The 25,866-nt window shown below is 53.9% G+C and carries 25 protein-coding genes; 5 read left to right on the top strand and 20 right to left on the bottom strand.

The window, feature by feature from the left end:
- Window positions 1-636: 636 nt before the first annotated feature.
- The 9 genes from QW71_RS33455 to QW71_RS33415 form a co-directional block, all read right to left on the bottom strand.
- Entirely contained in the window at window positions 637-2,142 is a 1,506-nt protein-coding gene (locus tag QW71_RS33455; protein ID WP_047014117.1) for an alpha-L-fucosidase, read from the bottom strand.
- A 14-nt stretch (window positions 2,143-2,156) separates the two neighbouring features.
- Complete coding sequence (locus QW71_RS33450; protein ID WP_039309673.1) at window positions 2,157-2,849, bottom strand: copper homeostasis protein CutC; 693 nt, start codon at window positions 2,847-2,849, stop codon at window positions 2,157-2,159.
- 8 nt (window positions 2,850-2,857) lie between these two features.
- Window positions 2,858-3,757 (bottom strand): ROK family protein, encoded by a 900-nt coding sequence (locus QW71_RS33445; RefSeq protein WP_039309672.1) that lies wholly within the window; start codon window positions 3,755-3,757, stop codon window positions 2,858-2,860.
- On the bottom strand, window positions 3,754-4,470 hold the full coding sequence (locus tag QW71_RS33440; protein ID WP_083442833.1) for an N-acetylmannosamine-6-phosphate 2-epimerase: 717 nt from the start codon (window positions 4,468-4,470) through the stop codon (window positions 3,754-3,756). The genes QW71_RS33445 and QW71_RS33440 overlap by 4 nt, the downstream gene beginning before the upstream one ends.
- A 406-nt stretch (window positions 4,471-4,876) precedes the next feature.
- The gene (locus QW71_RS33435) at window positions 4,877-5,695 is read right to left on the bottom strand and encodes a carbohydrate ABC transporter permease (RefSeq protein ID WP_039309671.1); all 819 of its coding nucleotides are present in this window, start codon (window positions 5,693-5,695) and stop codon (window positions 4,877-4,879) included.
- A complete protein-coding gene (locus tag QW71_RS33430) occupies window positions 5,692-6,573 on the bottom strand; it encodes a carbohydrate ABC transporter permease (protein WP_039309670.1) in 882 nt (293 codons plus the stop codon). Before QW71_RS33430 ends, QW71_RS33435 begins: the two co-directional genes overlap by 4 nt.
- Before the next feature lie 341 nt (window positions 6,574-6,914).
- Window positions 6,915-8,210, bottom strand: coding sequence for an ABC transporter substrate-binding protein (locus QW71_RS33425; protein ID WP_039309668.1), 1,296 nt, complete (start codon window positions 8,208-8,210; stop codon window positions 6,915-6,917).
- Between the two features lie 182 nt (window positions 8,211-8,392).
- Window positions 8,393-9,589: a response regulator gene (locus QW71_RS33420; RefSeq protein ID WP_039309667.1), complete on the bottom strand. Its 1,197-nt coding sequence runs from the start codon at window positions 9,587-9,589 to the stop codon at window positions 8,393-8,395.
- Window positions 9,590-9,592: 3 nt separating this feature from the next.
- On the bottom strand, window positions 9,593-11,443 hold the full coding sequence (locus tag QW71_RS33415; RefSeq protein ID WP_052770508.1) for a sensor histidine kinase: 1,851 nt from the start codon (window positions 11,441-11,443) through the stop codon (window positions 9,593-9,595).
- 282 nt (window positions 11,444-11,725) lie between these two features.
- Between QW71_RS33415 and QW71_RS40710 the strand changes: the two genes are divergently transcribed.
- On the top strand, window positions 11,726-11,875 hold the full coding sequence (locus QW71_RS40710) for a hypothetical protein (RefSeq protein WP_160311857.1): 150 nt from the start codon (window positions 11,726-11,728) through the stop codon (window positions 11,873-11,875).
- Window positions 11,876-12,192: 317 nt separating this feature from the next.
- Here QW71_RS40710 and QW71_RS33410 read toward each other — a convergent pair whose 3' ends face one another.
- Both QW71_RS33410 and QW71_RS33405 read right to left on the bottom strand, forming a co-directional pair.
- Window positions 12,193-12,924 carry a ThuA domain-containing protein gene (locus QW71_RS33410; protein WP_039309665.1) on the bottom strand — a complete coding sequence of 244 codons (732 nt, stop codon included), beginning with the start codon at window positions 12,922-12,924 and terminating at the stop codon, window positions 12,193-12,195.
- Between the two features lie 113 nt (window positions 12,925-13,037).
- On the bottom strand, window positions 13,038-13,916 hold the full coding sequence (locus tag QW71_RS33405) for an AraC family transcriptional regulator (protein ID WP_039309664.1): 879 nt from the start codon (window positions 13,914-13,916) through the stop codon (window positions 13,038-13,040).
- A gap of 200 nt (window positions 13,917-14,116) precedes the next feature.
- Between QW71_RS33405 and QW71_RS33400 the strand changes: the two genes are divergently transcribed.
- Window positions 14,117-14,782, top strand: coding sequence for a sensor domain-containing protein (locus QW71_RS33400; protein WP_083442832.1), 666 nt, complete (start codon window positions 14,117-14,119; stop codon window positions 14,780-14,782).
- A gap of 123 nt (window positions 14,783-14,905) precedes the next feature.
- Here QW71_RS33400 and QW71_RS33395 read toward each other — a convergent pair whose 3' ends face one another.
- Both QW71_RS33395 and QW71_RS33390 read right to left on the bottom strand, forming a co-directional pair.
- Window positions 14,906-15,772, bottom strand: coding sequence for a GNAT family N-acetyltransferase (locus QW71_RS33395; protein WP_039309662.1), 867 nt, complete (start codon window positions 15,770-15,772; stop codon window positions 14,906-14,908).
- Window positions 15,773-15,976: 204 nt separating this feature from the next.
- Window positions 15,977-16,429 (bottom strand): YhcH/YjgK/YiaL family protein, encoded by a 453-nt coding sequence (locus QW71_RS33390; protein ID WP_039309661.1) that lies wholly within the window; start codon window positions 16,427-16,429, stop codon window positions 15,977-15,979.
- Between the two features lie 145 nt (window positions 16,430-16,574).
- Here QW71_RS33390 and QW71_RS33385 point away from each other — a divergent pair, with 145 nt between their 5' ends.
- Entirely contained in the window at window positions 16,575-17,177 is a 603-nt protein-coding gene (locus tag QW71_RS33385) for a hypothetical protein (RefSeq protein ID WP_039309659.1), read from the top strand.
- Between the two features lie 8 nt (window positions 17,178-17,185).
- Here the strand turns inward: QW71_RS33385 and QW71_RS33380 are convergent, their stop codons facing one another.
- The 5 genes from QW71_RS33380 to QW71_RS33360 all read right to left on the bottom strand — a co-directional run bounded on the left by QW71_RS33380 (window position 17,186) and on the right by QW71_RS33360 (window position 21,362).
- The gene (locus QW71_RS33380; RefSeq protein ID WP_047014116.1) at window positions 17,186-17,713 is read right to left on the bottom strand and encodes an NAD(+) diphosphatase; all 528 of its coding nucleotides are present in this window, start codon (window positions 17,711-17,713) and stop codon (window positions 17,186-17,188) included.
- Between the two features lie 158 nt (window positions 17,714-17,871).
- Complete coding sequence (locus tag QW71_RS33375) at window positions 17,872-18,660, bottom strand: VOC family protein (protein ID WP_039309658.1); 789 nt, start codon at window positions 18,658-18,660, stop codon at window positions 17,872-17,874.
- Complete coding sequence (proC, locus tag QW71_RS33370) at window positions 18,657-19,472, bottom strand: pyrroline-5-carboxylate reductase (protein WP_039309657.1); 816 nt, start codon at window positions 19,470-19,472, stop codon at window positions 18,657-18,659. The genes QW71_RS33375 and proC overlap by 4 nt, the downstream gene beginning before the upstream one ends.
- 1 nt (window position 19,473) lies before the next feature.
- Entirely contained in the window at window positions 19,474-20,316 is an 843-nt protein-coding gene (locus QW71_RS33365; RefSeq protein WP_047014115.1) for a MetQ/NlpA family ABC transporter substrate-binding protein, read from the bottom strand.
- Window positions 20,316-21,362, bottom strand: a complete 1,047-nt coding sequence (locus QW71_RS33360) for a uroporphyrinogen decarboxylase family protein (protein WP_047014114.1) — start codon at window positions 21,360-21,362, stop codon at window positions 20,316-20,318. Before QW71_RS33360 ends, QW71_RS33365 begins: the two co-directional genes overlap by 1 nt.
- Window positions 21,363-21,646: 284 nt before the next feature.
- Here QW71_RS33360 and QW71_RS33355 point away from each other — a divergent pair, with 284 nt between their 5' ends.
- Together QW71_RS33355 and QW71_RS33350 are read left to right on the top strand one after the other, a co-directional pair.
- Window positions 21,647-22,804 (top strand): amidohydrolase, encoded by a 1,158-nt coding sequence (locus QW71_RS33355; RefSeq protein ID WP_039309656.1) that lies wholly within the window; start codon window positions 21,647-21,649, stop codon window positions 22,802-22,804.
- A 165-nt stretch (window positions 22,805-22,969) separates the two neighbouring features.
- Window positions 22,970-23,704, top strand: coding sequence for a glycerophosphodiester phosphodiesterase (locus QW71_RS33350; protein ID WP_039309654.1), 735 nt, complete (start codon window positions 22,970-22,972; stop codon window positions 23,702-23,704).
- 363 nt (window positions 23,705-24,067) lie between these two features.
- Here QW71_RS33350 and QW71_RS37465 read toward each other — a convergent pair whose 3' ends face one another.
- Window positions 24,068-24,919 carry a GGDEF domain-containing protein gene (locus tag QW71_RS37465; protein WP_052770504.1) on the bottom strand — a complete coding sequence of 284 codons (852 nt, stop codon included), beginning with the start codon at window positions 24,917-24,919 and terminating at the stop codon, window positions 24,068-24,070.
- 234 nt (window positions 24,920-25,153) lie between these two features.
- On the bottom strand, window positions 25,154-25,735 hold the full coding sequence (locus QW71_RS33340) for a histidine phosphatase family protein (RefSeq protein WP_306766080.1): 582 nt from the start codon (window positions 25,733-25,735) through the stop codon (window positions 25,154-25,156).
- Window positions 25,736-25,866 lie beyond the last annotated feature (131 nt).

Raw genomic sequence — 25,866 nt, 5'->3', positions numbered from 1 at the left:
GCGGGTAGCACGGGCAGCGCTTAGGTTGCCCGCCGGGCAGGGCGGGTAGCTTGGGCAGCAGCTTGGGGTGGCGCTGGGCGGACAGGCGGGTAGCACGGGCAGCAGCTCAGGTTGCCCGCCGGGCAGGGCGGGTAGCAGAGTTGCTGCAAGCACTTCCGGGCGATTCGGGAACTCATGAAGACGCTGGAACGTTCCGGCAATTCCTATCGGCCACCTATACTTTAGCGCTTGAATTCGTACCTCGGCAGAGTTCTATTGCATTTTGTACACTCAAATTAGCAATAATCGCTCTAAATTTGCACTCTATTGTATTTCGTACATTAGATTTCTTCATTTCAGCCACAATCGGGGTCATCCCCTAAAATCTGTTGTAGTTAATACATTAGAATCCTTTGCAGACCCTTAAAACCCCGTATCTGTTGTATAAAATACAATCAGCCGATCGTTGATGTTAGCCCGGAGCTGTTTGCAGCTTGTTTGCAGCATGTTCGAACTTGTTTGCAGCTTGTTTGCAGCATGTTCGGAACTTGTTCGAAACATGCCGTAGCCCCGGAGCTTGACCGGAATATGAAGCTTGCCGGATTCACCCGGAGCAGTCCCCTAACTCCTCTGCCCGCCCCTATACAGCTCAAATGTTTATTTTGCTGCTTCAGGAGTAGAGTACTTGATCTTCAGCACCAGAATGCCCCGGCCGGACTCGCTTGCCGGCAGTTCAACAATCAGGCCTTCTCCGGCCCGGCTCCACTGCAGCTCTCCGTTCCAGCCCAGCAGCTCCACCTGCAGAATCTCTCCGGCGAGCTGCTTGGAGCGGTTGCCCAAGGTCCCGATCACTGTCATCCCGCCCTCCGGCCAGCCCATAACCGCCGCATAGAGCAGCTCCCCGCCTCTGGCGGTGAAGCGGATATCCTGCGGGGTGAACGGGCTGCGCTTCGTATCATTAAATGTACCGCTGACGATCTGGGTCGGGCCTTCGCCATACACCTTCCAAGGCCGCGTTCCGTAGATCGCCTCCCCGTTCACCGCCAGCCAGTCCCCTACCTCCAGCAGCAGCTGCTGCTCTTCTTCGGGAATAGTCCCATCCGCACGCGGCCCGACATTCAGCAGCATGACGCCGTTTTTACTGACTATATCGACCAGGTCGCCGAGTATAACTCCCGAGGTCTTATATTTGTGGTCGGCAATATGGCACCAGGCGGTTTCACCTACCGAGGTGCAGGTCTGCCAGACATCAGGATTAATATCGGCCAGCTGGCCCCGCTCCATATCATAGACGGCGGTTCCTTCGGCAAAAGCATCAAATTTATAGTTGATGACTGCCCCCTGGCCCCATTCGGCAGCCTTGTTGTAATAGTAGGCGGCGAGCTTTTGCAAATAAGGCTTGAAGACCGGCTGCTCGATCCACCAGTCGAAATAGACCAGCTGCGGGCCGTAACGGTCGATAAGGTCGCAGGTGCGAACCAGCCAGTCGTCCAGAAACTCCTCATTCGGCGGCAGAATCGGCAGCGGATACGCCGGATCGCCGTAGCATGGCTGCGCCGGACCATACAATTCCGCGTATTTCGGGTCCTGCACATCCGAAGGCAGCTCGCGGCCTCCGTTGTAGTACCACCAATTCTCCGCACGGTGGCTGGAGACGCCGAAGGTCATATAATGCCGCCGCACGGCTGCGCCAAGCTCGCCGATAATGTCTCTGCGCGGACCCATCCTGGCAGCTGTCCACTCTGAATAAGGGCAGTCATACATGGCGAAGCCGTCATGATGCTCGGCAACCGGCACTACGAACGCGGCACCGGCGCGTTTGAATAGGGCTGCCCACTCCTCGGCATCGAATTTCTCCGCCGTGAACTGGGGAATGAAATCCTTATAGCCGAATGTATCCGGCGGGCCGTAGGTCTTCAGATGATGCTCATACACCTCTGTGCCTTCCCTGTACATATTGCGCGCATACCACTCTGTCCCGAAGGCGGGTACAGAATACACCCCCCAATGAATGAAAATGCCAAACTTCGCATCCTCGTACCACCGGGGGACGGAATATTCCTCCAGAGACTTCCAATCCGCTTTAAACGGGCCGTTCTCTACAATATCCTTAATCTCCAGCTTCTTCTGTTTGCGCAGCTCGTGCAGCGATGGTTTTGACAAGGAACTCACCTCTTCTATGATTTGAGAATCTTGCGGACGGCTTCCAGCCGCCTGGGGTCAACCGGCCTCAGCGGATCGCCGTCTTCCCGGACAGCGGAACCGAAATGCACCCGGCGGACAGCCGTCCGGGAGATGAAATCCTGCAGAATTCCAGCGTTTAAGCCGCTGCCTGCAAGGATGGAGAGCGAAGAACCGGCGGACAGCCGTTCCAATACGGCAATCCTCGCCATACCCTCAGCGGAAGTAGCCTTATCGCTGCCGCCGGAGGTCAATATATCCGTAATCTGCGGATACCGCTTCAAGACTTCGAGCGCCTCAAGCTGATCCCGCACCTCATCAAAAGCCCGGTGATACGTAACCTCCATCCCGGCCGCAGCATCAAGCAGCCGGACCAGCAATTCTTCATCCACGGTCCCGTCACTCCGGAGCATGCCCATGACCAGGGACAGTCCGCCCACTCCGGCAATATGCCGGATATCGCGCAGCATCGTTTCCGCGTCGGATGGGTCATACCGGAAGGAGCGCGCATGCGGCCGCACCATTACTCTTACGGGAATACTGACCGCTTCCCGCACCGCTTCAACCAGCCCAAGGCTGGGTGTTAAACCGCCTTCCCGGATTCCGGTAATCAGCTCGACCCGGTCCGCTCCATAACGTTCAGCGGTGACTGCATCACTTACTGTCGTGGCTATGACCTCTAACAGCATAGTTCACTCTACTTCCCTTCCTTGTTCATAATCATCCGTGCCGCGCCGATCATTCCGGCATCGTTGCCTAGCTCGGCAGGAAGCACCTTAATGGACAGCGGTGACACGACGGCAAGCTCGCTCATCCAGGCATCCCACCATAAGGCATGGGATTCCGCAACGCCGCCGCCAAGAATGATCGCCTCCGGGTCGATGAAGGACTGGATATTATGCACGGTCAGACTCAGATCGCGCATATACCTCTCCATGGGTGCAGCCGCTGCGGCGCTGCCTGCGGCGAATTCCGCCAGCAGCCTGCGGCCGTCCCAGCCCTCCGCTGCTTCTGCGGCCAGCCGGCTAAGCGCCTTGCCGGACAGATAATGCTCGGTGCAGCCCTGCTGTCCGCAGCTGCAGGGCATTCCTCCGGGATAGAGCACCATGTGCCCTATCTCCCCGGCCCCGCCTTGTCTGCCTGAGATAGCCTCAGCATTATGAATAACGGCTCCGCCGACACCTGTACCCAGCGTCAGCATCACATAATGCTCCAGCCCCGCTGCCGCCCCGCGCCAGCCTTCGCCAAGAGCAGCTGCATTGGCATCGTTGCCAACCGATACAGGCAGCGAGAACTCCTCCTCCACAGCTTCCGCCAGGCGCATGCCGGTCCAGCCCGGCAGATTCTCCGTCGCATAGAGGACAACGCCTTCAGCCGGATCTACCCGCCCGGCGGTGCCTATGCCAATGCCGCCGATCTCGTATCCGCAGCACACAAGCTCTGCAATAATCTTCTTCAGCGCAGCGAGAATCCCTGCTGCCCCCTCGTTCACAGGCGTAGCGGTACTGCGGCGGGCAACAATCTCCCCTTGCCCGTCCACCACTGCCGCCTTTATTCCGGTTCCGCCGATATCTGCCCCGATATAATAGCGGCTCATCCTTCGGCCTCCGTTGCAGTGCTGCCCTGCTTCTCCTTCATCGCCTTCACATAACGGGCGGCTATCCACTGCGGGCGGGTTATCGCCGAGCCCACGACGACGAAGTCCGCGCCCAGCTCCAGCGCCGCAGCCGCCTGCGCCGGCTCGGATATCCCGCCTTCGGCGACTACCGGCACCTGCAGGACGGCGGCCAGCCGCTCCAGCAGATGCAGATTCGGCAGCGGAGTATCATGCGTCTCTGCGGTATATCCGCATAGCGTGGTCGAGATGTAATCCGCGCCCCAGCCGGCCGCCTGCACTCCATCTTCGAAGGTCGCAATATCGGCCATCACCGGTATCCCCGCAGCCTTCAGCGCGGCAAGCGTCGCCTCCAGCGTGCGCCCGTCCGGCCGGAGCCGTCCGGTACCGTCAATGGCTACAATATCGGCCCCGGCCGCATGGACGGCAAGTGCATCCTCAAGCGTCGGCGTAATGTAGACCTCACTGCCTTCATGCTGTATTTTGACCAGTCCGATCAGCGGCAAGCCGGTGGCATCCTTAATCGCCCGGATATCCGCCAGCCCTCCGGCACGGATGCCTACTGCCCCTGCTTCCTTCGCTGCCATGGCCATCGCCACCATATGATGGCTTCCGAACAGCGGCTCGTCCTCCAGCGCCTGGCAGGACACGACCAGACCCTGATAAGGTATGAGACCCATGGATATTTTCTCCATATACCTGTCACCCTCCCGGCATACATTTTGAGTGCGTTATCTTGCTATTAATGGTGATGCTGATATTCTGATGCTGCTGATCCTAAGCATATTGTCGGATTCCGATCCTTACGGACCACAGCGCCGTTATTTCTCTGAAAAAGATACTTTTTTCCGGCTAACGGACCACAGAGCCCTTATCAACTCTCCAGCAGGTGATTATATAGTAAATGTCCGCACATAAGTGCGCTGGTGTCCGTTAGCTTATTCATATTTGCTTTTCGCTGGAAATAAGCGCCGCTGTGTCCGTTACCAAAGCCAGATGGCTCAGAAGAGAAGACCTCCTGATCAGAAACCAGTTCCATTCGCGAGCCCGAGCCCGGTACACCGGAAACCAAATCTCCACCGCCCCGTCCCTTTCACACCCTTAACCCTTAACTGCCCCGCCTACCAAACCTTTAATAATGAAGCGCTGGACGAACAGGTAGAGAATGATGATCGGCAGGGCCACAAGTGCTGCTCCGGCGAACATCTGCGGCCAGTTGGTGTTGTATTGGCTTTTGAAGGCCATGAGGCCCACGGGCAGCGTGCGCATATCCGGCGAAGACAGGTACACCAGCGGATTGAAAAAGTCATTCCACGAGTTGATCGCCACCACGATAATACAGGTCGCCGTAATCGGCAGCGTCAGCGGAAAAATAATTTTCAGGAAGGTCCGCCAAGGCCCGCAGCCGTCCACCAGCGCAGCCTCCTCAATTTCAGTCGGCACGGTTTTGAAGAAATTCACATAGAGGAAGATCGGCAGGGCCAGCCCGGAAGCAATCTGGATCAGCGACAGCCCGACATGCGTGTTGAGCAGATGGATCTCCCGCAGCACCAGGAACGCCGGAATCGTGCCGGAGAAGGCCGGAAGAATCAGCCCCATCAGGAAGAAGGTCGACATCGCGTCCGATTTATATCTTTTACCATGATGCAGACCGTAAGCAGCCAGCACCGAGACGCCGATGGCGGCAGCGGTTGTCATCACCAGCACCAGAATGCTGTTCCCGAAATACGGCAGCAGATTGCCGGTGCGGAACGCTTCGGTATAATTGCTCCACTGCGGGTCTTTGGGCAGGCTGAGCGGATTGATCGTTGACGGTGTCTGCAGGGAAACCGAGATCATGACCGCCATCGGAACGAGTACAATAATGAGCGCGATAATCAGCACGGTGTAAATAGAGGTTTTCTGTAATGTAGTCGTCAATTCGCCACCTCCAGACGGCTGAGCAGCTTCATCTGCACAAAGGTTACAACCAGAATCATCACGGACAGGATCATCGCCATCGCGGTGCCGTAGCCCATTTGCGAGGTTTTGAAGGCATATTGATAGATCATAATTCCGAATGTCTGCGTGGAATTGGCCGGTCCGCCTTGCGTCATGATGAAGACATGCTCGAACATTTTCATACAGCCGATCACCGACAGCACTGTGTTCACAATGACCGAAGGAATCAGCAGCGGCAGTGTAACTTTCCAGAATTTGTTCCACGGTCCTGCGCCGTCAATGCTTGAGGCTTCATATATTTCACCCGAAACGGATTGTAGTCCAGCCAAGTAGATCATCATCGAGTAGCCTGTGTACTGCCAGACCATGACGAGCGCAATCGCGTAGATTGCTAAGGAAGGATCACCGAGCCAGTCCAGCTGCGCCAGACCATTCAGCCCAACTGCGGCAAAAAACTTCGGCAGAAACCCGACCATCGGCGCGTACATGTAGCTCCATACATAACCGATTACAACAGTGTTTAGAATCACGGGGAAAAAGATAATCGCCCGCATCCACACAATGCCTTTAAGCTTCTGGTCGAGCAGTACGGCCAGCAGGATCGATGCACTATGCTGCAGCACAATGACTACAACGGAGAGAATCGCCATATTCTTCAGCGCCGTCAGGAGCAGCGGATCACGGAAGGCTTCGCGGAAGTTCTCCAGCCCGACCCAGTCGGCCTTGAACGAGAAGCCGTTCCAGTCGGTGAAGCCGTAGTATAAGCCGCTGAAGATCGGTCCGGCAAAAAACAGCAGGTAGATCAGGAGCGCCGGCGCGATAAACAGCAGGTAATTGCGAAAATTCATGAATTTCATCTTCTGCCTCCATCCCTCACCCCAAATTTGGGTAAAAAAAAAGAAACCTAAGCGAAAGACAGGATTGTCCTTGATCTGAGCTTTCGCTTATTCTCTTGTGTTGTGTGTGTTCTATAAAGATTGTGCCTGAAACTCCTCCAATTTAGGTTCAGCCGTGACTGCAGAGAATGTTTGGACCTCCGGCCGCTGTTATGTTTGGATTTCCTGATTTGGACCGTTGATCGCGGTAGAAATCCAAACATAAAGGCGGACGCTACCGCTCCTACAGTTCCAAACTTCTCTTCCGCCACTCTCCCTAAAAGGTATACTTTTCAAACTCAATCTTTATAGCTTTGTATGTGTTATATGTCCTTATCTTGAGCCGTTTGCATTTGCTCCAGCAGCTTGGTGGTGTCCACGTCCTGCTTCAGCAGAATCTGCTGGAAGATCGGGAACATTACCGGCTCGATGGAAGAGGTCATACTCGGGAAAATCTGCGCTTCGCTGGCGTCAATCAGCGGCTGGAGAGAAGCGGCCAGCGGGCTGTAGGTTTCGGAAGTGCCGCCTTTTACCGTTACCGCCTGTTTCGTTTCATCGGACCAGATTTTAGCCATTTCCGGCTCGGCCACGAATTCCATGAACAGCTTGATTTCTTCCTGGTGCTTGCTCCAGGATACGCCAACCAGCAGGTTGTCGGACACCAGGTTCGTTACGAGCGGCTGATCGCCGCGGTTGACCGGAATCGGGAAGGCACTAAGCTCAAAGGCGGAGAAGTCTGCATCAAAATTCTCGCTGTAGCCCCATTCGCCCATCGGCCACATGGCGGCCTTGCCTTCCTTGAATACCTGCGCCACCTGGTCATAGCTGAGGCCGACAGAGTTCTCGAGCAGATAACCTTTATCCGCCAATTCCTTCATGCCGTCGAAGTAGCCTGTGAACTCAGGATCGGTCCACTTTTTGTCCCCGCTGGCCAGCTGCGGGAATACGTCCGCATTGTCATGCTGATACAGTCCGAACTGTGAAGTAGTGATGAACTGGGTCGCCCAGCCATCCTTGCTTCCGATGACCATCGGTGCGGTGCCGCTGGCTTTGATGGTCTCACTCACCGCCATCAGCTCTTCCCAATTGGTCGGAATCGCAAGTCCAAGCTGGTCGAACAGCGTTTTATTATAGAACATCACGATCGGCTGGCTGTTATAAGGGACACCGTAGGTTTTACCGTCCACTGTGCCCAGCTTTACCGCAGCTTCAAGATAATTATCCAGCCAAGGGCTGCCGGAGATGTCCATCAGGACATTCTCTTTGGAGAATTCAGCCACCTGGTTCGGGAACAGCCATAACATGTCCATATCGGACTTGGAGACAATCCGCGTACGGATGATTTCCCGGAATTGATCATACACTTTGTCATGCTCTATCGTGATGTAGGGATATTTCTCCTGGAATTTATCAACCACCGTCTGGCTGATCGGGTTCCATGTGGTCAGCTTCAGCACCACCGGCTCTTTCTCAGCGTCACCTTCTGCAGCAGAACCGTTTGTAGCAGCCGCTCCGGAATTACCGTTTGATGCCGCATTATTACTGCCGCAGCCTGCAAGAATGACCAACAACCCAAGACATAATACCGACAACCACCAGAACCCGCCTTTTCTTCTCATGTGTTAGCCTCCCTGACATTATGTTTGTTCCATGAGTTAATCGTACTCTGTTTGTGTCAGGTTAACTACCAGGTTGATCTGCTGCTTTATAGCTATTAATTGCTTATCTTGGCCGCTCTGCCGAATGTCTGATCCTCCAACTAGACGAGAATTGCTGTTTCCGTCAAATATTTGCTCTTTACTCACTGATTGCGGAATTCCAGCGGTGTCAGACCCGTGTCATCTTTGAACAGCTTGCTGAAATAATGCGGGTTGGCATACCCCAGCTCCTCTGCCACCTCATACACCTTCCGGTTGCTCTCGCGCAGCAGCTTGCGGGCCAGGAGCATTTTTTTGGCGGTCATATATTCATTGAAATGCTGCCCGGTCTCCTTAAGAAACTGGCGGCTCAGATGGCTGACGCTGACATGTATCGCCTCTGCGGTCCGCGCCAGCGTCACATCCTCCAGCAAATGCTCATCGATATAAGCCGTTGCCAGCCGGATAATCCCGCTCAGCTTCCCGCCGCTCACCGGCTCACGCTCCGCCGCACTTCTATAGGCCTCCGGCAGCTCCGCCGCTGTCCGGTGAATTCCGCTGCAGGTATACGCCATGCGGATACCCAGCATTTTGTACAATCCCTGTCCCAGCTGATCCAGATTACTCTCCATCGCCCCGGCTCCCGCTTCGTCAACGAACGCCTTCTGCGGCAGCAGCCAGACCAGCTCCTTGTTCTCCCGGCTGAGTAATCTCCCGCCCCATTCCCGGGAAGTATATTCCTCCAGATAATAACGGAACGACATAAAGCGGGCCAGCGCTGCCTGCGGTTCAATCCCTTCGTTCTCGGCCATGCGCAGAATAGCCAGCCGGTATCCCTCTCCATACAGGGTCTCCAGCCCAGACTGCTGCCACTGCTCCATCCAATTCTCCAGGGGGGCCTGTGTCTCAAGCATCGACTGCAGGAATTGATCCCGGTCCTTGTCGCTGTATCCCGGCACCTGTGGCACTGCCGCCTGATGAAGCTGCTCCAGGGTCCCCGCTGCTTTGAGCAGCGCTGCTGCAATCTCCTCGGCCGCCATCGTCGGCTTATGCAAATAATCAACGACTCCGATGCGGACAGCTTCTTTTACATAAGGAAAGTCCTCAAAGCTGCTGAAGAAGATAATCTGCACACTAGGGTACTGTTCCTTGATTCTGCGCGCCAGCTCCAGGCCATCCATACCCGGCATGCGGATATCCGTCATCACAATGTGAATCTCCTCCCGGGCCATCACCTTAAGCGCCTCATGCCCGTTCGCAGCTTCGGCTTTCCAGGCAATGGCAAGCTCATCCCAATTCAGCATATAGCGCAGCCCCAGCCGCACAATGGTCTCATCCTCCACTACAAGCAAATTCCACATGCTTCATTCCTCCATTCGCGGCCGGGACGTATCTCCGTCCTCCGGTTGATAAGGCAAATACAATTCTGCCCGGGTTCCCTGGCCCGGACCACTCTTCAGCGTCAAGGTATACGGCGGTCCGAACCTAAGCCGGATACGGTCACGGACGTTGGCTACACCGATGCTTGAACCCGCGTGGCCGTCCCCATCAGGGGCTGGCCCCTGCTCTCTCTCGCCGTTGAGCACCTCCAGTGTATCCTGCGGTATACCGTGCCCGTTGTCCGTGATGGTGATCAGCAGCTCATCCCCGCCGTTCCCGGTCATCCGGGCACCCACCTCAATCAGCAGAGGGCCTTCGATATCGAAGGAGCCGTGAAAAATAGCATTCTCCATCAGCGGCTGCAGAATCATCGGCGGCACCATCGCCTGCCCCGTATTCTCTTCAATCTGCCACTCTACCTTAAAGCGGTTCGTGTAGCGCAGCTCCATCAGCCGCACATAATGATGCAGCAGTTCCAGCTCCGCAGACAGCGGCACCAGCTCGCTGTCCAGCTTCATATTGGCATGCAGCAGCTTGTTCAGTGACTGCAGCAGCCGGGCGATGCCTTCCGACTGCTGCAGCACGGCCAGCATGCGGATGGAATTGATCGTGTTGTACAGGAAGTGGGGAGCGATTCTCGCTCTAAGCGCATACAGCTCGGCCTCCCGCTTCTGCCGCTCCTTCTCTTCAATCGACTGGACCAGCACATCAAGCCGCCGCACCATCGTGACATAGCTGAGATGCAGCTGGCCGATTTCGCCCTGGACCGGCGGAGCCGCCGGAGTGATGAACAGTCCCCGCTCTACGTCGCGCATGGAAGAGATCAGGCTGCGGATCGGCCTGGAGAGGTTCCGGGCCAGCAAGAGCGACAAGACCGCGGCCGCCACACTGAAGATCAGCACCAGCACCACGGTGAAGTTGCGGATCACATTCGCGTCGCCGAGCAGTTCTTCCCGGTCAATCATGAGATAGCTTGTCCAGCCCAAATACTCACTGTGCGCATATACACCGGTCGCCGCTGCCAGCCCGCCGCCCAGATCGGGCAGATTGATCAGGCCGCGGCTTGTCCCGCTGTGCGAGGACTGCTCTGCCGCAGCGCGGAGGAACCGCTCGTTGTCTCCGGTTTGTGTGGAATAGATCAGCTCCCCCTTCTCATCGGCCACAATCACATGCATGCTCTCCAGCTGGAAGGAACGGACAATCTTGTCCATGAAGTCAGGACGGATATCCACGGCTACTACTCCGGCCGGAGTGAAATCATCATTAAGCAGCACGCGGGAAGCGGTAATCGTTGGGAACGGAGCACTATTGAACTGCCGCTCCAGCCGCAGCCCGGAGATGAATACGCCTCCGCTCCGTTTGAGGGTCTCCTTATACCATTCCTCGTCTACCGGACTTACGGCTTCATTAATGGAGGAGCGGTCGCTGACCCTGTAGCCGTAGATATTGCCTTTGGTGCTGTAGAATACCAGACCCTGAATCGTGGAGAAAATCGAAGGGTAAGTCACGAGCAGCTTGGCGAACTGCTGCTGGGTTTCAATCTCGCGGTAACCCCACTGGTCGCGGGGTACGTAAGGCTGGTTCAATATTTGAAAGATTTCCGGTGTGAAATAAGGAAAAGTGCTGAAACGGTCCACGTCCTCCACCTGGCGCTGGATCGCCGCATTCAGCTGTCCGGCAATGACGCCGAGATCGGCGTTCACCCGCGACTCCAGCGTGCTGACCGATTTGAAATATGCCATCGTGCCGATCACAATTGACGGGATAATCCCAAGCATGAAGAAGGCGAGCATCAGCTTGCTCTGGTATGTTAAGTTGTTCCACCGCCGCATCATCAGCCTCTCCTCCTGGTCCGTTAAATTTTATTCAGTATAATGGATTCTGCAGACTGCTGCATGGAAAATAACGGAGTAAATATTTAACATCCTCTCACTCCAGGTTTTGCAGAATAGCCAAACCCTTGATATAAAAGCATTTATAGCTAACATATATATGCCACAACTTAATCAGTTCAAATTCGTAGTTGTTAGTTTACCTGCCACATGCGTAATGTTGGTCATGGCTAACCGAGACGTGCGGGAACCTATCGCTGATCTTGTAACGGAGCAGGCCAGCTAATGATAGATGTGGCGGAGGATGGCGTCAGCCAGCGGTGGAAGGGATGCGGCGGTGATCTATTACAAGCAACTACAGCAGCAATGATTGTCCAAACCCGCTCCTTCACCTATAAGAGGCGCATACCCATAAACGATCTGCTCCTGGAGTAAAATCACCCATCCAAATTTGTGAAGGCCGGCCTCAAAATGAAAATGTTGTATGTATTGCAACTCGAAGCCCCAGAGGAAGGAGGATTTCTAAAGATTGTTGTACGAAATACAAGAATTTTCCCGCTTGGCCGCTTTCAGGAGAGAAAATGTTGCCTTTCTTACAACAATCCTGGATTAGAGCCGCTATCCTGAAGAAATTGTTGTATTTTCTGCAGGATTCTACAGCGTAACCCATCTGCTAAGCGCGGCAGCACAAAAAAACCGGGGGGGGTTTTAGGTCTGGCGGGTAACTTTTTCATCGACTGCAAGGCTAAGGGCTATACGCCTACTGTGCTTCTAATCGGCTCCAGCGCTTCGGAATGGCCGTACACCGGAACATCACGCTTGACCGGAGCACACCAGTTCACGCCGTTGATGATAACCTGCTGAATTTCCTTGTTATAATAGGTTGGATAGGACTCGTGGCCGGGCTGGAAATAGAAAATATTCCCGCTGCCGCGCCGGTACGTTGATCCGCTCGGGAACACATTGCCGCCTTCGAACCAGCCGACAAAGATCAGGCTCTCCGGTGCAGGCACGTCAAAGTGCGCCCCGTACATCTCTTCCTGCTCCAGGTCAATATATTCGCCGATGCCTGCGGCAATCGGATGGCTGGGCTCCATCACCCAGAGGCGTTCTTTCTCCCCGGCTTCGCGCCATTTCAGATCACAGCTTGTGCCCATGAGCTTGATGAAGATTTTGGACATGTGGCCTGAATGCAGCACCACCAGCCCCATCCCCTCCAGCACGCGCTTATGAATCCGGTTCACTACCTCGTCACTCACTTCCTGATGGGCAACATGCCCCCACCATACCAGTACATCAGTGTTATTTAGCACTTCTTCTGTCAGACCATGCTCCGGCTCGTCCAGCGTTGCCGTTCTTGTATCCAGTCCCGCTGCGCTCAGAAAAGAGGCCAGCTGTACATGTATGCCATTCGGATAGACCTGGCGGATTCGTTCTTCCTGCCGCTCATGGCGGTATTCATTCCATACGGTTACTCTGGTCACTATGGACACTCTCCTGTTTCAAAGATGAATTTTACGGTTAAGTTTAGTTTTTGACTACTTTTTATACCTCTATCATACAAATCTGCAAGCAGGCTTTCTTCCTGCATTCTTGCTCAATTATTCCCGGATATTGTCTTGCGGTATTTAAGCGGAGAGATCCCCGTAGCTTCCTTGAATAAATGGTGAAAGGTCTTCCCGCTGCCGAACCCGGCCGCTTCCGCTACCGCTGACATCGGCAGGTCTTCGCTCCGCAGAATCCACTTGGCCTTATTCAGCCGGTATTCCGTCAAAAACGCGACAAAGGTCATACCCGTATTCTTCTTGAACAGCTTGGTGAAATAATACGGGCTGAAGCCCATGTATCCAGCCACCTCATTCAGTGTAATCGCTTCCTGATAATGCTGCTCTACATAGCTGAAGATCCGCTCCAGCCGCTCCAGCGTCTCTCTGGACTGGGACAATGTGTCTTCCGAGAACTTGGGCTGCTTCTTGACCCTGCTCTTCGGCACCTCCCGCATAATAACCGTCAGCATTTCAAACATCCTGGCCTTAATCAGATAAGCGTAGCCTTCCCGGCGCTGTGTATCCTCCTCATAAATGCTCTCAATCAGAGCCATCATACTGGCGGCAGCCCCTTTCGGCCACTTTGAACTGGAGAATTCCATCTCCGTGAACATATCCCGCAGCGGATAGTCATTGCCTCCCAGCGCTGCAACCTCCTGAAAGAAATTCAGATCAAACTGTATCACTACCCGCTCACTGTCAGGTGACGCCAGGAAATAATGCACATCTCCGCCGTTGATGAACTGCACTTCCCCCTGCTCCATGCGGATCGGCACATCATTGATTCCCAGATTCAGACTTCCTTTGGTTACATAGATAATCTCGATTTCTTTATGCCAATGCGGATAGGTCAGATCATCTCCTCCGCAGACCAGGCTGCGAAACGGAAAATGCTTGTCCACATCCGGAATTTCCAGATAGATATTCATAAGCGCGGCTCCTTGTCCGGGATATTGATCATTGCGTACTCTATATTCATTTTAGAGAAATATGCCTGCCCATGCCAACTTAAAGTAAAGGAGAGCCGCACTAGACCAAAGACCAGTATTATTCCCGCCTCCGGGTGCGTGTATTGTATGGATTTAACCTTTATACTGAAGAAGGTAAAATTTGGAGAGGGGTTGCCCTGATGTTACGACGAAGTATAAACGCGTGGAAAATGCTCATGCTTTCTTTGCCCAAAGGAATAATCGCTTTTGTTATTGCCATTACAGGCCTATGTGTAAGTCTGCCTCTGGTAATTTTATGGGTTGGGCTGCCTCTGCTGGCCCTGACACTAACCTGGTGCCGCACGATGATGATCAGTGAACAGAAGGTTGCCGAAGCCTGGTCTCACGGTAAAGGGGGAGCCGCGCAGCAAATTATGCCAGACCATCCGGCTGCCTTCCGCTGGGAAGGTCTGCGGACATTAGGATACCAGCTTCGCCAAGGCCAGTCGTACCGGGGAATCCTGTACAGCATACTGCAGCTGCCCGCAGGTATTCTGGGATTCACCCTTGCTCTTGCCCTGCCCTCGGTTGCCATTAGTGCCCTCCTGTCGCCTGTAGTCCAGAGAGTCAGTTCTTCAGTATTCTCCTATGACCAGAATATGCTGGACCCGGACGTCTTCGTGTTCCTGTCTGATACAACACCGGACGAACGCTCCTGGATCGTATGCGGAATGGGATTTGTACTGCTGCTGATTCTGCCGTTACTGCTTTCGGGCCTTGGACGTTTGTATACTGCCTGGATTAACATGATCTCTGGAACACACCAGGATGTGAAAGCCCCCCTCGAAGTCCTACATAACGCTTAGACGCTCCACTTCTGGCAACGGTACCAGATTGCACCTGTTTTACTGTTCCAGTTTACGAAAAAACGGCGGTACATCACCATGACGCACCGCCGTATCTTTTCTGCATATGTACGCATCATTCTACTATTCAAATTTTAACTGGAGCGAATCGCAAATTGGCATATAGCCTATCTTTTGATAGATGCTATTAGATGTGGGATTTGCTAGGTCCGTATATAAGACGCACTTCGTAAACCCTTTATCCAATGCAAGTTGGCTTATTTGCGCCACAATTGAAGTAGCGTAACCCTTGCCGCGCTCATATGGAGGGGTATATACAAATGCCACGCCAATAGCCGTCTGCATTACCCTTGTATATCCTGCCATAGAAACGGGTATCCCGTTGTCCTCTAAAATATAGATTTTTTTCGATGCTATCCGGTAGAGGTAAGGATCGGCATCTTGCGGAATGGACATTTCTGTTTGGCCATAACTCCCCGCTGCATAAAATGCTTCAGCCCAGTATGGGAAAAAGTGAATATCCTTTTCATCCAGCAATCGAACGGTACCAACCTCTTGAATGTCTGGGTTTACTGCCGTAAGTTCATATATACGCTGGCTCATGGTTGTATTACGGGTTATTCCCTTGCGCAAGGTATATTCTTTGGCAAAATACTCTGCCAGGTTTTTTTCGGTTGTCACACCTGGAATTTCACGGTCTTTCAACCCATCTATCAGACAGTTTATAGCTTCCGGGTTAATTATGTTGTCTGTTGCATAAAGCGTAATATTGTGTGGCGGTGTCATTATGGCGGTAAGTTGTATGCCCTTAGCATCCGAAATAGTTGCCATTAGCCAATTTACAGGGTCACGCCAGTCTGTTTTGTCTTTTCCTTCATGCCCAATGATGATATTGCCAAGAGGAATCAAATTTTGTGCTTCATGACGCATCAGGACATCATAGGTATCCTTGTAAAACTCATGCACATCCGTATACAACTTGAATTGCATTGAAATATCACCCTTTCATCTGCTCAAAATCTACTTGTCCTCTTCATCGCATCAAACAATCCTGCCCGAAAGCTTAATAAAGGCATCGTCAGTCTACAACTTTACTTTCTTTTGACAACAGGAAGCGTTGTTCCAGCAGCTTAACCAGCAACGGCTACACCGTCCCCTGAGGGTCAGCATAGCCGTTGCTCCTTGTCCTAAGGACTATAGCTTAATCTTCAAAACTACCTTCCGCACAGCCTCGGGCTTGCCTGCTTCAATCCCTGTCATATGTCCGTCCTGCGGATAACACACGACAAGAGCCCCCGGTCCTGCAGTTACCGTAGATTCTACTGCACCAGTGAAGAAGATCGCATCCTTCTCTGCGCTGTAGTCATCTCTTACATCAAGCTGCTCAATGGCAGCATAGCCGATCCGCTCTGTACCTTCCAGAATATAATGCAGATCGAGATTCACGCGGTGCGCTTCCCAGAAGCATTCTCCGGCATCCTTGGTCAGGTATTCGTTGATGAAATAGAACATCTCATCATTGACCTCATGGCGTCCGGCCGCTTGCCCGGTGAAATCGGTATCGCGCAGAAACTGCAGCCCCCTCTGAATCTTCTCTCCGTATGCAGCCTCATCTTTGAGCAAATGGCTAAGTGTATCAACAATCATGCCTGGAATCCCCCTGGAATCTCTGAATTATTCCCCGCCTTGCAGAATACCCAAATAATATATGATCCCGGCAGGCCCGGTCTATGTATTTGTTCACGTACTCCCCGCATATCTATTAAATAGTTACCTTTTAGGAGGCGGTTCAGTGCTTATTATTCTGATGTACATGTTTGCTGTACTTGGCGTTTCGCTCCTGCTGTCAGCTGCGGTGCTTCAGTTCATACGGTCCCATCCCCAAGCACCCGCCCGGAAAGAGGCCATCCATGCCTTGTCCGCATTCAATCTTAAGTTTCCCCAGCGGTTCATCACACCTGACGAATCCCATCTGATCGCCTTGGATGAGGCGGGCCAGACTATGGCCATCGGTCTGCTGCATCCCGGCAGGCAGGAGCCGGCTACAGCCACCATCTACACGTTCGATACCATTCTGGGAGCGGAGATCGTCGAGAATGCCTTAACGCTCAGCAAAGTCAGCAAGACCAGCCGGATTACGACCAGTGCGCCGAGAATCCGCCCAAGTGTAGCCGCCACCCCCGGGTTCGCAGAAGCTGCCCAAGCCATAAGCAATGCCGAAGAGATCAGCGAGCTGACGCTAAAAATCTATTTTAACAACGCGGACACGCCTGTCGTATCTATTCCCTTCCTGCCCCGGCTGCTGCCGGCCAGAAAAACAGACCTTCAGTACTCCGCAGCCTTTCTGGAGGCGCAGCAGGTGCACGAAAGAATCCGCAATATCGTCTCAGCCTGAATTCATGCTTAACGTGAGGCCGCTGTGAAGCTATCAAGGGTCCTCCCTTGTCTAAGCTTCTCAATGATCGTCAGCAGGAAGCTCTCCGCGAGACTGCCCTTCAGTATGGCGTCCGCAGCTTCATCCAGCGTAAACCATGCTGCATGATCCAGCTCAGCGCTCATCGCGCTTAAGTCCTCCGTGTCAGCCACACTGATGAAATTAAGCATCAGCGTATTGGAAGGGGCGAAATACTGGCTGCGCATATATTCATAAGCAATGATCTCAAGCCCTGCTTCTTCCTGCACTTCGCGGATCAGCGCTGCCTCGGCGTTCTCCCCTTTATTCACGTAACCGGCCAGCAGGATATAATCCTTGCGGTTATACTGCTGGATGAGCAGGATTCTATCCAGCTCCCTGTTCAGCACTGCTGTACTCATCGCCGTGCTGAACACCGGGAACCGGAACGCGGCACAGGATTCACAGTAAGGTACCTCCCCCTCTCCGTTACATTCCTTCAGGACCAGACGGCTTCCACATTCGAGACAAAACTTCAAGTGTATCGCTTCTTTCTGTTATGGGTATAGTTCAGACTTATTCTAAGCGATTGCTGAAGAACACACCAGCCGTAATTCATTACCGCACATAGACCGCTTCCCGGCAAAAAAAGCCCGCTGCCGGCAACACGTGCAGGCAACGGGCTTGCTATTCGTCATTACTCAGCTGTAAACACATACTCGCCTTGAGCAATAGTGAGCGTACGGCCCGCCAGTCCCGGAGCATCGCCGCTTAGCAGCAGCCGGGTCATCTGCCGGTCTTCCCCGCGCCGGAATTCAAACACCTTATCCCCAACCGCCAGTGAAACGCTATCGCCGGGGGTTGCAGATGAACCGGCCTGGACTTCCGCCAAGCCAAAGATTTCTCCCCAGTGAGCCGCCGCCGCTGCCGGATCAGGTACGGAGAATACAGCACGGCGGACCGTCACTTCTCCTGCCGGATGGGGAACGATAATTCCCGCTGCCGTCAGCTCCTCTTCCCGCAGGGCATCGGTTCCCTTCCACTCGATTATGAAGGGATATACCAGACCCTGGTAATGGCCGCCGATGGTCAGCATACGCCATTCAATCCATTGTCCCTGTGCATTCAGCCGTTTGCCATCAAGTATGGGCGACAGCTTCAGACCCTGCTTCTCCAGCGCTGAGGCGGTTGCTTCAATATCATCGGTGCGGATCGCTACCCTGCTGAACCCTTCATGATCAGGCAGCAGATTCACGGCATCCTTCACCACCAGATTAGGGGTATCCAGACTTGCCGCTAATTCCCGGTCCTCAATCGCCAGGAATTCGATGTAGTTCAACCCGAAATAGCTAAGTGCATTATGAGTCCCCCACAGCTTATGCGATCCGCCGTAGGAAGCAGCCAGGCCATTGTTCCTGAAGGCTCCGATGGCCTGTTCAAGATCATTGACATAATGCACAGTATGATCCCACTGCAGCACGCTCATGACTTCACCTGCCCCAGCTCCGTTGTGCGTTTCACTGCAGCCTTGACACTGCGCTGAAGTCCGGCTGCGAAGCCGCTGTTGTTCAGCTCATACAGCGCGTGAATGCCGACTCCGCCCGGAGAGTTGTTGATATCCAGCAGCTGCCGGGGATGCAGTCCGCTGTGCCGAAGCATGGCTACGGCCCCCTCTACATTCTCCAGCGCCGTCGTCCAGGCTTGTTCGCGCGGCAATCCAGCCAGCACTCCGGCATCGGCCAGGGACTCGATGAAATAATAGACATAATTCGGCCCGGCCACCCCGTACCCGGTAAAGATATCAATCAGCGATTCCTCCAGATACTGCACCTTGCCGAATCCGTTCAGGAACTCCTCCACCTGCTCCTTACCCGCGAAAGCGTTCAGAGCTGCCCCGCTGTAGCCGAGTCCGGTATCGGTCAGCGTATTGGGGATCACCCGGATAATCGGGCGTTCCGCTCCAACATAACCAGCCAGCCTATCGATGGTCACTCCGGCGACAATGGACAGGACCGCCGCTCCGCTTGACGCATAGCTGGAGATGGCCGCGCCAACAGCTGCAAGATCATCCTGTGGCCGGACGGCAATAATGATCAGATCAGCTCCGGCAAGCTCCGCCTCCTGAGACTCGCCGGCTGCCCGCACGCCATAGGCAGTATTCAGATAAGCCGTCCGTTCTTCATGAATGTCTGCCACGCTGATCTGCTCAGCCGTATAAGTACCCTTGCTGACAACGGCCCGGATGATCGCTTCCGCCATTTGCCCGCCGCCGATGAAATGAATTCTGCCCGCTGCCATATCAGTTGTTCTCCCAGGCATCCGGAAGGATGAATCCGTCATATTTATCCTGGGCGTTAATATACTCCTCGAATTCCTTCGATTCATAAGCCGCCTTCAGATCCTTGGCCCACTGGGTATCCAGATCGCCCTTGTTCACCGTCACCGTCACCCGGTGCTGCTCCGGCGTGTTCTCAATCTGGAGCGCTTCGGTAATCTGCCGCTTGGCATTGGCGATATAGTTGCCGTTCACCACGCCGTAATCCACATCGGCCAGCGAGACCAGAATCTGCGCCGAATCCAGCGACTCCAGCTTCAGATCGTATTTGTCCGGCTCCACACTGCTGAGGTTGAAGTCTGTGGTCCCGGCATCCGCCTTGACCTTCACCCAGCCGAGATCCTCCAGAATTCGTACCGCACGCTCCTGGTTAACCGGATCATTCGGCAGGGCGATAACAGAGCCGTCCTTCACTTCATCAAGCGATTGATGCTTCTCGGAGTAGAGTCCCTGCGGTGCGCTCGGCACGAAGTTCAGCACAGCCATATCCGCATCCAGTTCCGCGTTGATGCCTTCCATGTAAGCCGTACTCTGGAAGATGCTTGCGTCAATGGAGCCTTCCTTCATCGCCGGATTGACCTGCATGTTCTGGGAGAAGGTTTTGATCTCCACCTTGTACCCTTCCTTCTCCAGAATCGGCACAATGCCAAGCCGGAACTGCTCTTCATAGGTGCCCACGCCAAAGCCAACCACGATATCCTTCTTATCTTCTCCGGTAGCCGTTTTGTTCCCGCAGGCTCCCAGCACGACCGACATCCCCACTAGAACCACAGCTGCCAATTTCTTAAACTTCACGATATTTTTCATTATTTGAACCCCTTTTCATATGTGGACTCATGCGGAATTGAATCACGTAATGCCTGTAAGGAACGATCTTCCACGGTAATCGGTATCGCGCAATTGGGTGCAAGCAGGAACGGCTCGTCCGCCATAAGGCGCAGGGCGAATTCAGCCTGTGTGCGGATGCGCCCGGGATCATGGGCTGCGAATAAGGCATGATCCACTCCCCCCACCTTCGTCGGCCTCAGCTCCGCATGCAAACCGGGATTACCCGGCGCTGCGGTATCCCAGCTGATGCCCTCAATGGGATAATTATTGAACCTCTCCGGCTGCGAATAGGCACCGCAAGTATGCAGGATCCTTTTGCCATAACCGGCGGCTTCCAGCACCATCTCATCATACGGCCGGGACAGCTCCTGAAACGCCGCTTCATCAAATATCCCCGGATGAGCGGTGCCTGTCACCGCATAAAAAATCCCGTCCAGCCCCCGTTTGCCCAGCTCCTGCACATAATCCGCCAGCGTCAGAGCGATGGCCTTCAGCGCTTGATGTACACCTGCCCGCTGCTCCTCCAGCAGACTTGCCACCGTCACCGGCTCACGGCTGCCATAAACCGTGTCACCGGCATAAGCCGACTGGCCCGCCAGAAACAGCAGCACGGTAAGCGGCGAGAAAATGGTCTGGGTCAGCGGAGTATCCGGCAGGTCCTGGCGTATAAGGCTTACAGCCTCTAACTGCTCGGCCAGCGGCGCTGCGGCTGCAGCCTGCTGCGCCTGTATATTCCAGACATCCTCCGGCCTCCGGATCACCGCATGGGTCTGCTTGGGAAATACCGTACGGTAATCCGTGGAATCATAGGTGTTGCCCCATGTTTCTGCGTAATACGTAGCCCGCGGATTGATTTTGACCCAGTCCCAATCGAATTGCTTCGTATAAGCTACTGTACTGTCTGCGAGATCACCGGCATTACCCTCCCGGTCTATGAAATGGCGCCAGCCGCTGACAATCGGCCGATCCGCCCGCTCCCCTGACAGCAAGGCCGCAAAACGCTCCTGTCTCGACCACTCTCCCATATGTTCTCCCCCTTCTGGATGCAACGCATTGTCTCCGAAATATTAAATAAATAGTTATTCTATCGGATTTAAATGAATTGGCCGTATAATAGCATGGGGAAAAATGAAACGTCAATGAGATATCCATCACTTTCATGAAATATTTCATAAATCCCCGGATCGTTAAATAACACATTGACAGGGCCTTTCCGTTAAAGGTATTATGCGCAGTAAATAAATCAATCGGATTAATCAGGAATCTACAGGAATTATAGATTAATTGGAGAAAGCGGGGCTGTACATCCATGCCGTCATTAACGCAAGATCAAGAACAGCAGCTGGCCCAGCGTTTGATTCAGGTGCGCAGGGAGCTTCATCAGCAGCCCGAGCTGTCGAACGAGGAATTTCAGACCACAGACAAGCTGCGCCGCTGGCTGGCTGAAGCGGGAATTACTGTGCTTGATCTTCCGCTGCAGACAGGACTGATTGCCGAGATTGGCAGCGGCCGGGGCCCGGTTGTTGCCATCCGTGCAGATATCGATGCCCTGCCTATTGAAGAGGATACGGGGTTGCCCTTCTCCTCCGTGATTCCCGGCAGGATGCATGCCTGCGGGCATGATTTCCACACGGCAGGCATCCTGGGCGCGGCCTGCTTGCTGAAGGCACAGGAAAGTGAGCTTGCCGGGACCGTCAGAATACTGTTCCAGCCTGCGGAAGAGACCGGGCATGGGGCCATAGCCGTACTCGAGTCCGGCGGGCTCCGCGGAGTAGATGCCATTTTTGGACTGCATAATAACCCGGACCTGCCTGCAGGTTCATTCGGAACCCGCAGCGGTGCACTTACTGCCGGTGTAGACCGGTTTGTCATTACGGTTCTCGGCAAAGGAGGACATGCAGCTCAGCCGGAACGCGGACAGGATACGATTGTAACAGCGGCGCAGATCATCACCTCGCTGCAGACAATCGCGAGCCGGCTTACCAGTGCGGCTGAATCGGTGGTGGTCAGCGTAACCCGGATACAGGGCGGCAACACCTGGAACGTCCTGCCCGGCGTTGTAGAGCTGGAAGGCACGGTCCGGACGCATAATGAGGTCATCCGCCAAGCAGTACCACGGCAGATCCGGCAGATTATCGAAGGGGTCGCTGCCGCTGCAGGAGCTGAAGCACAGCTCGAGTGGATGCCCGGACCGCCGGCAACGGTCAATGATCCCCGCTGGGCCGGGTTTGCCGCAGCCACTGCGGCCCGTCTTGGCCTCACTGTCTTTGAGCTTGATCCGCAGATGGGCGGCGAGGATTTCGCCTTTTATCTGCAGCAGCTGCCGGGGGCATTCGTCAACATCGGTACCGGAGGGGTTTACGGCCTTCATCACCCGCGCTTTGACGTCGATGAATCGGCCCTGCTGCCGACAGCGCAGTATTTCGCGGAACTGGCTGCCGCAGCCCTGAAAGAGCTGGAGAGTTAATCCTTCATTCTAATGGCTTCTGCCGGTGCAATGTTAATTTCCAAGAAATCGCACCCTTTTCGCAGCTTGCGGACAGGGTTTCTTCATGTTATGTGGAATACACTACAAGGGGGCCCGTCCAACACGGGCATCATCACAACCAAGAGACGGAGGGAATTACAGTACATGAACATCATTAATTTCGCGCATCGCGGCGCATCCGCAGTCGCCCCGGAGAACACAATGGCGGCATTCCGCAAGGGTCTTGAGCTTGGCGCAACCGGCATCGAAACGGACGTGCAGATGACGAGTGACGGAGCCATAGTAATCATTCATGATGAGAATCTTAGCCGCACCACTACAGGTAGCGGATATGTGAAGGATAAGACGCTTCGTGAAGTACTGGAGGTCGATGCAGGCTCCTGGTTCAGTCCTGAATTCACGGGAGAGCGGATTCCGACACTGGATGAGCTGCTGGATCTGCTTCAGGGACGTGAGACAGTACTTAATATTGAGCTGAAGAACGGCACGTTCCTTTATCCCGGTATGGAGGAAAAGGTAATAGCCGCTGTACGGGAGCAGGGCATGAGTGAGCGGGTAGTCATCTCCAGCTTCAACCACTACTCCCTTGCTTATTGCAAATCGCTGGCACCGGAGATCCGCACCGGCATTCTGTATGGCGAAGGCTTATACCGTCCCTGGGATTATGCAGCTACGCTTCAGGCGGATGCGCTGCATGCCCATTTCTCTTCCGTTCTGCCGGAGTTCGTCACCGATGCAGCAAAGAGCGGGATCGTCTATCATCCCTGGACTGTAAATGATCCTGAACGGATGACCTATCTAATTGAGGCCGGAGTAGCCGGCATCATTACCGACCACCCGGATGTACTTGCCGGTCTGCTGGCAGCAAAGGGATTGTAGTATTGGCAATAAGGCCGGGTTGGCTGCTGCTTCCGGATCATGAGCCGTCTGAAGCACTCAGGCAGCAGCCATACCAAACAGAAACGGATACCGTCCCCTAAGGGATGGTATCCGTTTCTGTGTAAAGCTTCAATGTCTCACATCTGGCTCATACCAGATTCATTGCAGCCTCGGTATTAATGTTGTACGTACTGCAACTTTGCTTGCCACATACCCAGCTGTTCGGGAGGATTGTTGTACGAAATACAAGAATTGTCCCGCTCAGCCGCCCGGAGAAGGGGAAATGCTGTATTTCATACAACATTTGATGATTAGGGCCGATTTCATGAGCAAAATGTTGTATTTCGGGCAGGATTTCACAAGCTATTGGGCTCTGGAGCTGCTGACCAGCTTCACAGGAGGAAGACTATTCTCCTGCTTATGGACCGCATAACGCCCGCTGCCCAGCTGCTTGGCATTGTACATAGCGGAATCAGCTTCCTGGAGCAGCCGCTTCCGGTCAATTCTGCCTTGGCTCATTGTGATGCCGACGCTCGCGGATACGAACAATTCATGCGTCTCCAATTTGTAATTCCGGGTGATATTCTCCAGAACCTTAAGGGCCAGCTGCTCCGCATCCTTGCGGCTGTAGCGTTTGGCGATGATGACGAATTCATCCCCGCCTACCCTGAATATATGCCGTTTGCCTTTACGCGAAAATTGCTGCAGACTGCCGCCAACGGCTTCCAGCAGCAAATCTCCCGCATGATGGCCGAGCGTATCATTAATCGATTTGAAGCGGTTAAGGTCCAGATATAATACCGCAAGCTGTTCGCCTGATTTGCAGTGATCCCAGAAATGATCCATTCCATTCTTGTTGAGCAGTCCGGTTAAGGTATCCCGGTAGGCTAGTTCTTTCAGCTGCTCGCGCTCTCCGAGGAGCATACGCACACGCAGGAACAGGTACAATATTCCGGCGAGCGTAAGCACATAGAGTGCCATAGTAATAAACAGATTGCTATCTTCAGCGGTGAACCCCGACAAAGTTCTCTTGCCCAACAGGTGCATGCTGCCAAGACCGGCACTAATAACTAGTACAACCAGGCTCGTGCGGACCGCGCGGGCTCTTTGGTGACATTTGGAGAAATTCCGCGTCAGCCTGAGGATGCTGTACACCGTTAGTACTCCAATGAGAATAGATAATACAGCCAGTATATAATTCCGGGCCTCTTCCAAATTACTCTGCCCTCCTTTGATAATCATATGATTTATCGCTTTTAAGCGCTACTGTACAGGGTTAGTCTGAACATATTCTGAACATTTCCGGCAGGTAAGGCCGGACTTTGCATGAATGCTAAGAATATTATCGGCAAAAGCTGCAGGATTTGCGATGGTATGTTCTGGGACATATGGAAGAGAGCCACCCTTTGCGCGGGAGACTCTCTTGTATTCCAGAATCGTCCAGACTGTCTATTCGATCATATGTTCCACGCCATTGTACAGTTCGCAGGTCCAGCCGCCGGCATCTCTGATCATACGGGTAATTGAAGTATTCTTCAGCACTACACTGAGATCCAGTGAGGGAACAAGTCCTGCCAGCGTACTGCGCAGAATGGCGCCATGACTGACTATGAGGACATTGCGCCCCGGATGGCGGGCAGCAACCTCCTCAACGGCCCGGACACCCCGCTGCTGGGCCAGGTCCCGGCTTTCCAGCTTCATATCCATCGTCTTCCACCCGCTGCCGAACCGCTCGATCCGCTCCTTCTCCGTAGTCCCTTCTATTAACCCGCCGTTCATTTCCCGAATCCCCGGGATCAGACCAGCCAGCGGAATCCCCAGTCTCCCGGCAATGACCTCCGCCGTCTGTCTGGCCCGCAGCATATCGCTTGAATAAATATAATCCCACGATTCACTGCTGAGACGCTCTGCAAGTACGGCTGCCTGCCGGAAGCCCTCCTCGTCCAGAGGATTATCCGTATGGCCCTGTATCCGGCCTTCCTGATTCCAGAGTGTGCTGCCGTGCCGAATCAAGCCTATTCTTGTTATCATCGCTTCCCGCCTTTGTGCCAATATCCGTAAGTGATTTCATTTTGAATTCTCCCCCACTCTTAGCTAACGCTTGAAGTGGCGGATTCTTGCGAACAGAAGAGTACCCTCTTCTTATGGAGCAAGCGATCCCT

Origin of the sequence: Paenibacillus sp. IHB B 3415 (genome assembly GCF_000802655.2) — a bacterium.
Classification (GTDB): Bacteria; Bacillota; Bacilli; order Paenibacillales; family Paenibacillaceae; genus Paenibacillus_AQ; species Paenibacillus_AQ phytohabitans.
The sequence above is the reverse complement of the archived record's forward strand: the minus strand, read 5'-3'. Positions and strand labels throughout refer to the sequence as shown.

Coding starts and splice junctions, on each gene's coding strand:
- QW71_RS33450 (WP_039309673.1), bottom strand. CDS start 2,849: ATGCTGTTAGAGGTCATAGCCACGACAGTAAGTGATGCAGTCACCGCT.
- QW71_RS33445 (WP_039309672.1), bottom strand. CDS start 3,757: ATGAGCCGCTATTATATCGGGGCAGATATCGGCGGAACCGGAATAAAG.
- QW71_RS33440 (WP_083442833.1), bottom strand. CDS start 4,470: ATGGAGAAAATATCCATGGGTCTCATACCTTATCAGGGTCTGGTCGTG.
- QW71_RS33430 (WP_039309670.1), bottom strand. CDS start 6,573: ATGAAATTCATGAATTTTCGCAATTACCTGCTGTTTATCGCGCCGGCG.
- QW71_RS33425 (WP_039309668.1), bottom strand. CDS start 8,210: ATGAGAAGAAAAGGCGGGTTCTGGTGGTTGTCGGTATTATGTCTTGGG.
- QW71_RS33420 (WP_039309667.1), bottom strand. CDS start 9,589: ATGTGGAATTTGCTTGTAGTGGAGGATGAGACCATTGTGCGGCTGGGG.
- QW71_RS33415 (WP_052770508.1), bottom strand. CDS start 11,443: ATGATGCGGCGGTGGAACAACTTAACATACCAGAGCAAGCTGATGCTC.
- QW71_RS40710 (WP_160311857.1), top strand. CDS start 11,726: ATGATAGATGTGGCGGAGGATGGCGTCAGCCAGCGGTGGAAGGGATGC.
- QW71_RS33405 (WP_039309664.1), bottom strand. CDS start 13,916: ATGAATATCTATCTGGAAATTCCGGATGTGGACAAGCATTTTCCGTTT.
- QW71_RS33400 (WP_083442832.1), top strand. CDS start 14,117: ATGTTACGACGAAGTATAAACGCGTGGAAAATGCTCATGCTTTCTTTG.
- QW71_RS33395 (WP_039309662.1), bottom strand. CDS start 15,772: ATGCAATTCAAGTTGTATACGGATGTGCATGAGTTTTACAAGGATACC.
- QW71_RS33390 (WP_039309661.1), bottom strand. CDS start 16,429: ATGATTGTTGATACACTTAGCCATTTGCTCAAAGATGAGGCTGCATAC.
- QW71_RS33375 (WP_039309658.1), bottom strand. CDS start 18,660: ATGAGCGTGCTGCAGTGGGATCATACTGTGCATTATGTCAATGATCTT.
- proC (WP_039309657.1), bottom strand. CDS start 19,472: ATGGCAGCGGGCAGAATTCATTTCATCGGCGGCGGGCAAATGGCGGAA.
- QW71_RS33365 (WP_047014115.1), bottom strand. CDS start 20,316: ATGAAAAATATCGTGAAGTTTAAGAAATTGGCAGCTGTGGTTCTAGTG.
- QW71_RS33360 (WP_047014114.1), bottom strand. CDS start 21,362: ATGGGAGAGTGGTCGAGACAGGAGCGTTTTGCGGCCTTGCTGTCAGGG.
- QW71_RS33355 (WP_039309656.1), top strand. CDS start 21,647: ATGCCGTCATTAACGCAAGATCAAGAACAGCAGCTGGCCCAGCGTTTG.
- QW71_RS33350 (WP_039309654.1), top strand. CDS start 22,970: ATGAACATCATTAATTTCGCGCATCGCGGCGCATCCGCAGTCGCCCCG.
- QW71_RS33340 (WP_306766080.1), bottom strand. CDS start 25,735: ATGATAACAAGAATAGGCTTGATTCGGCACGGCAGCACACTCTGGAAT.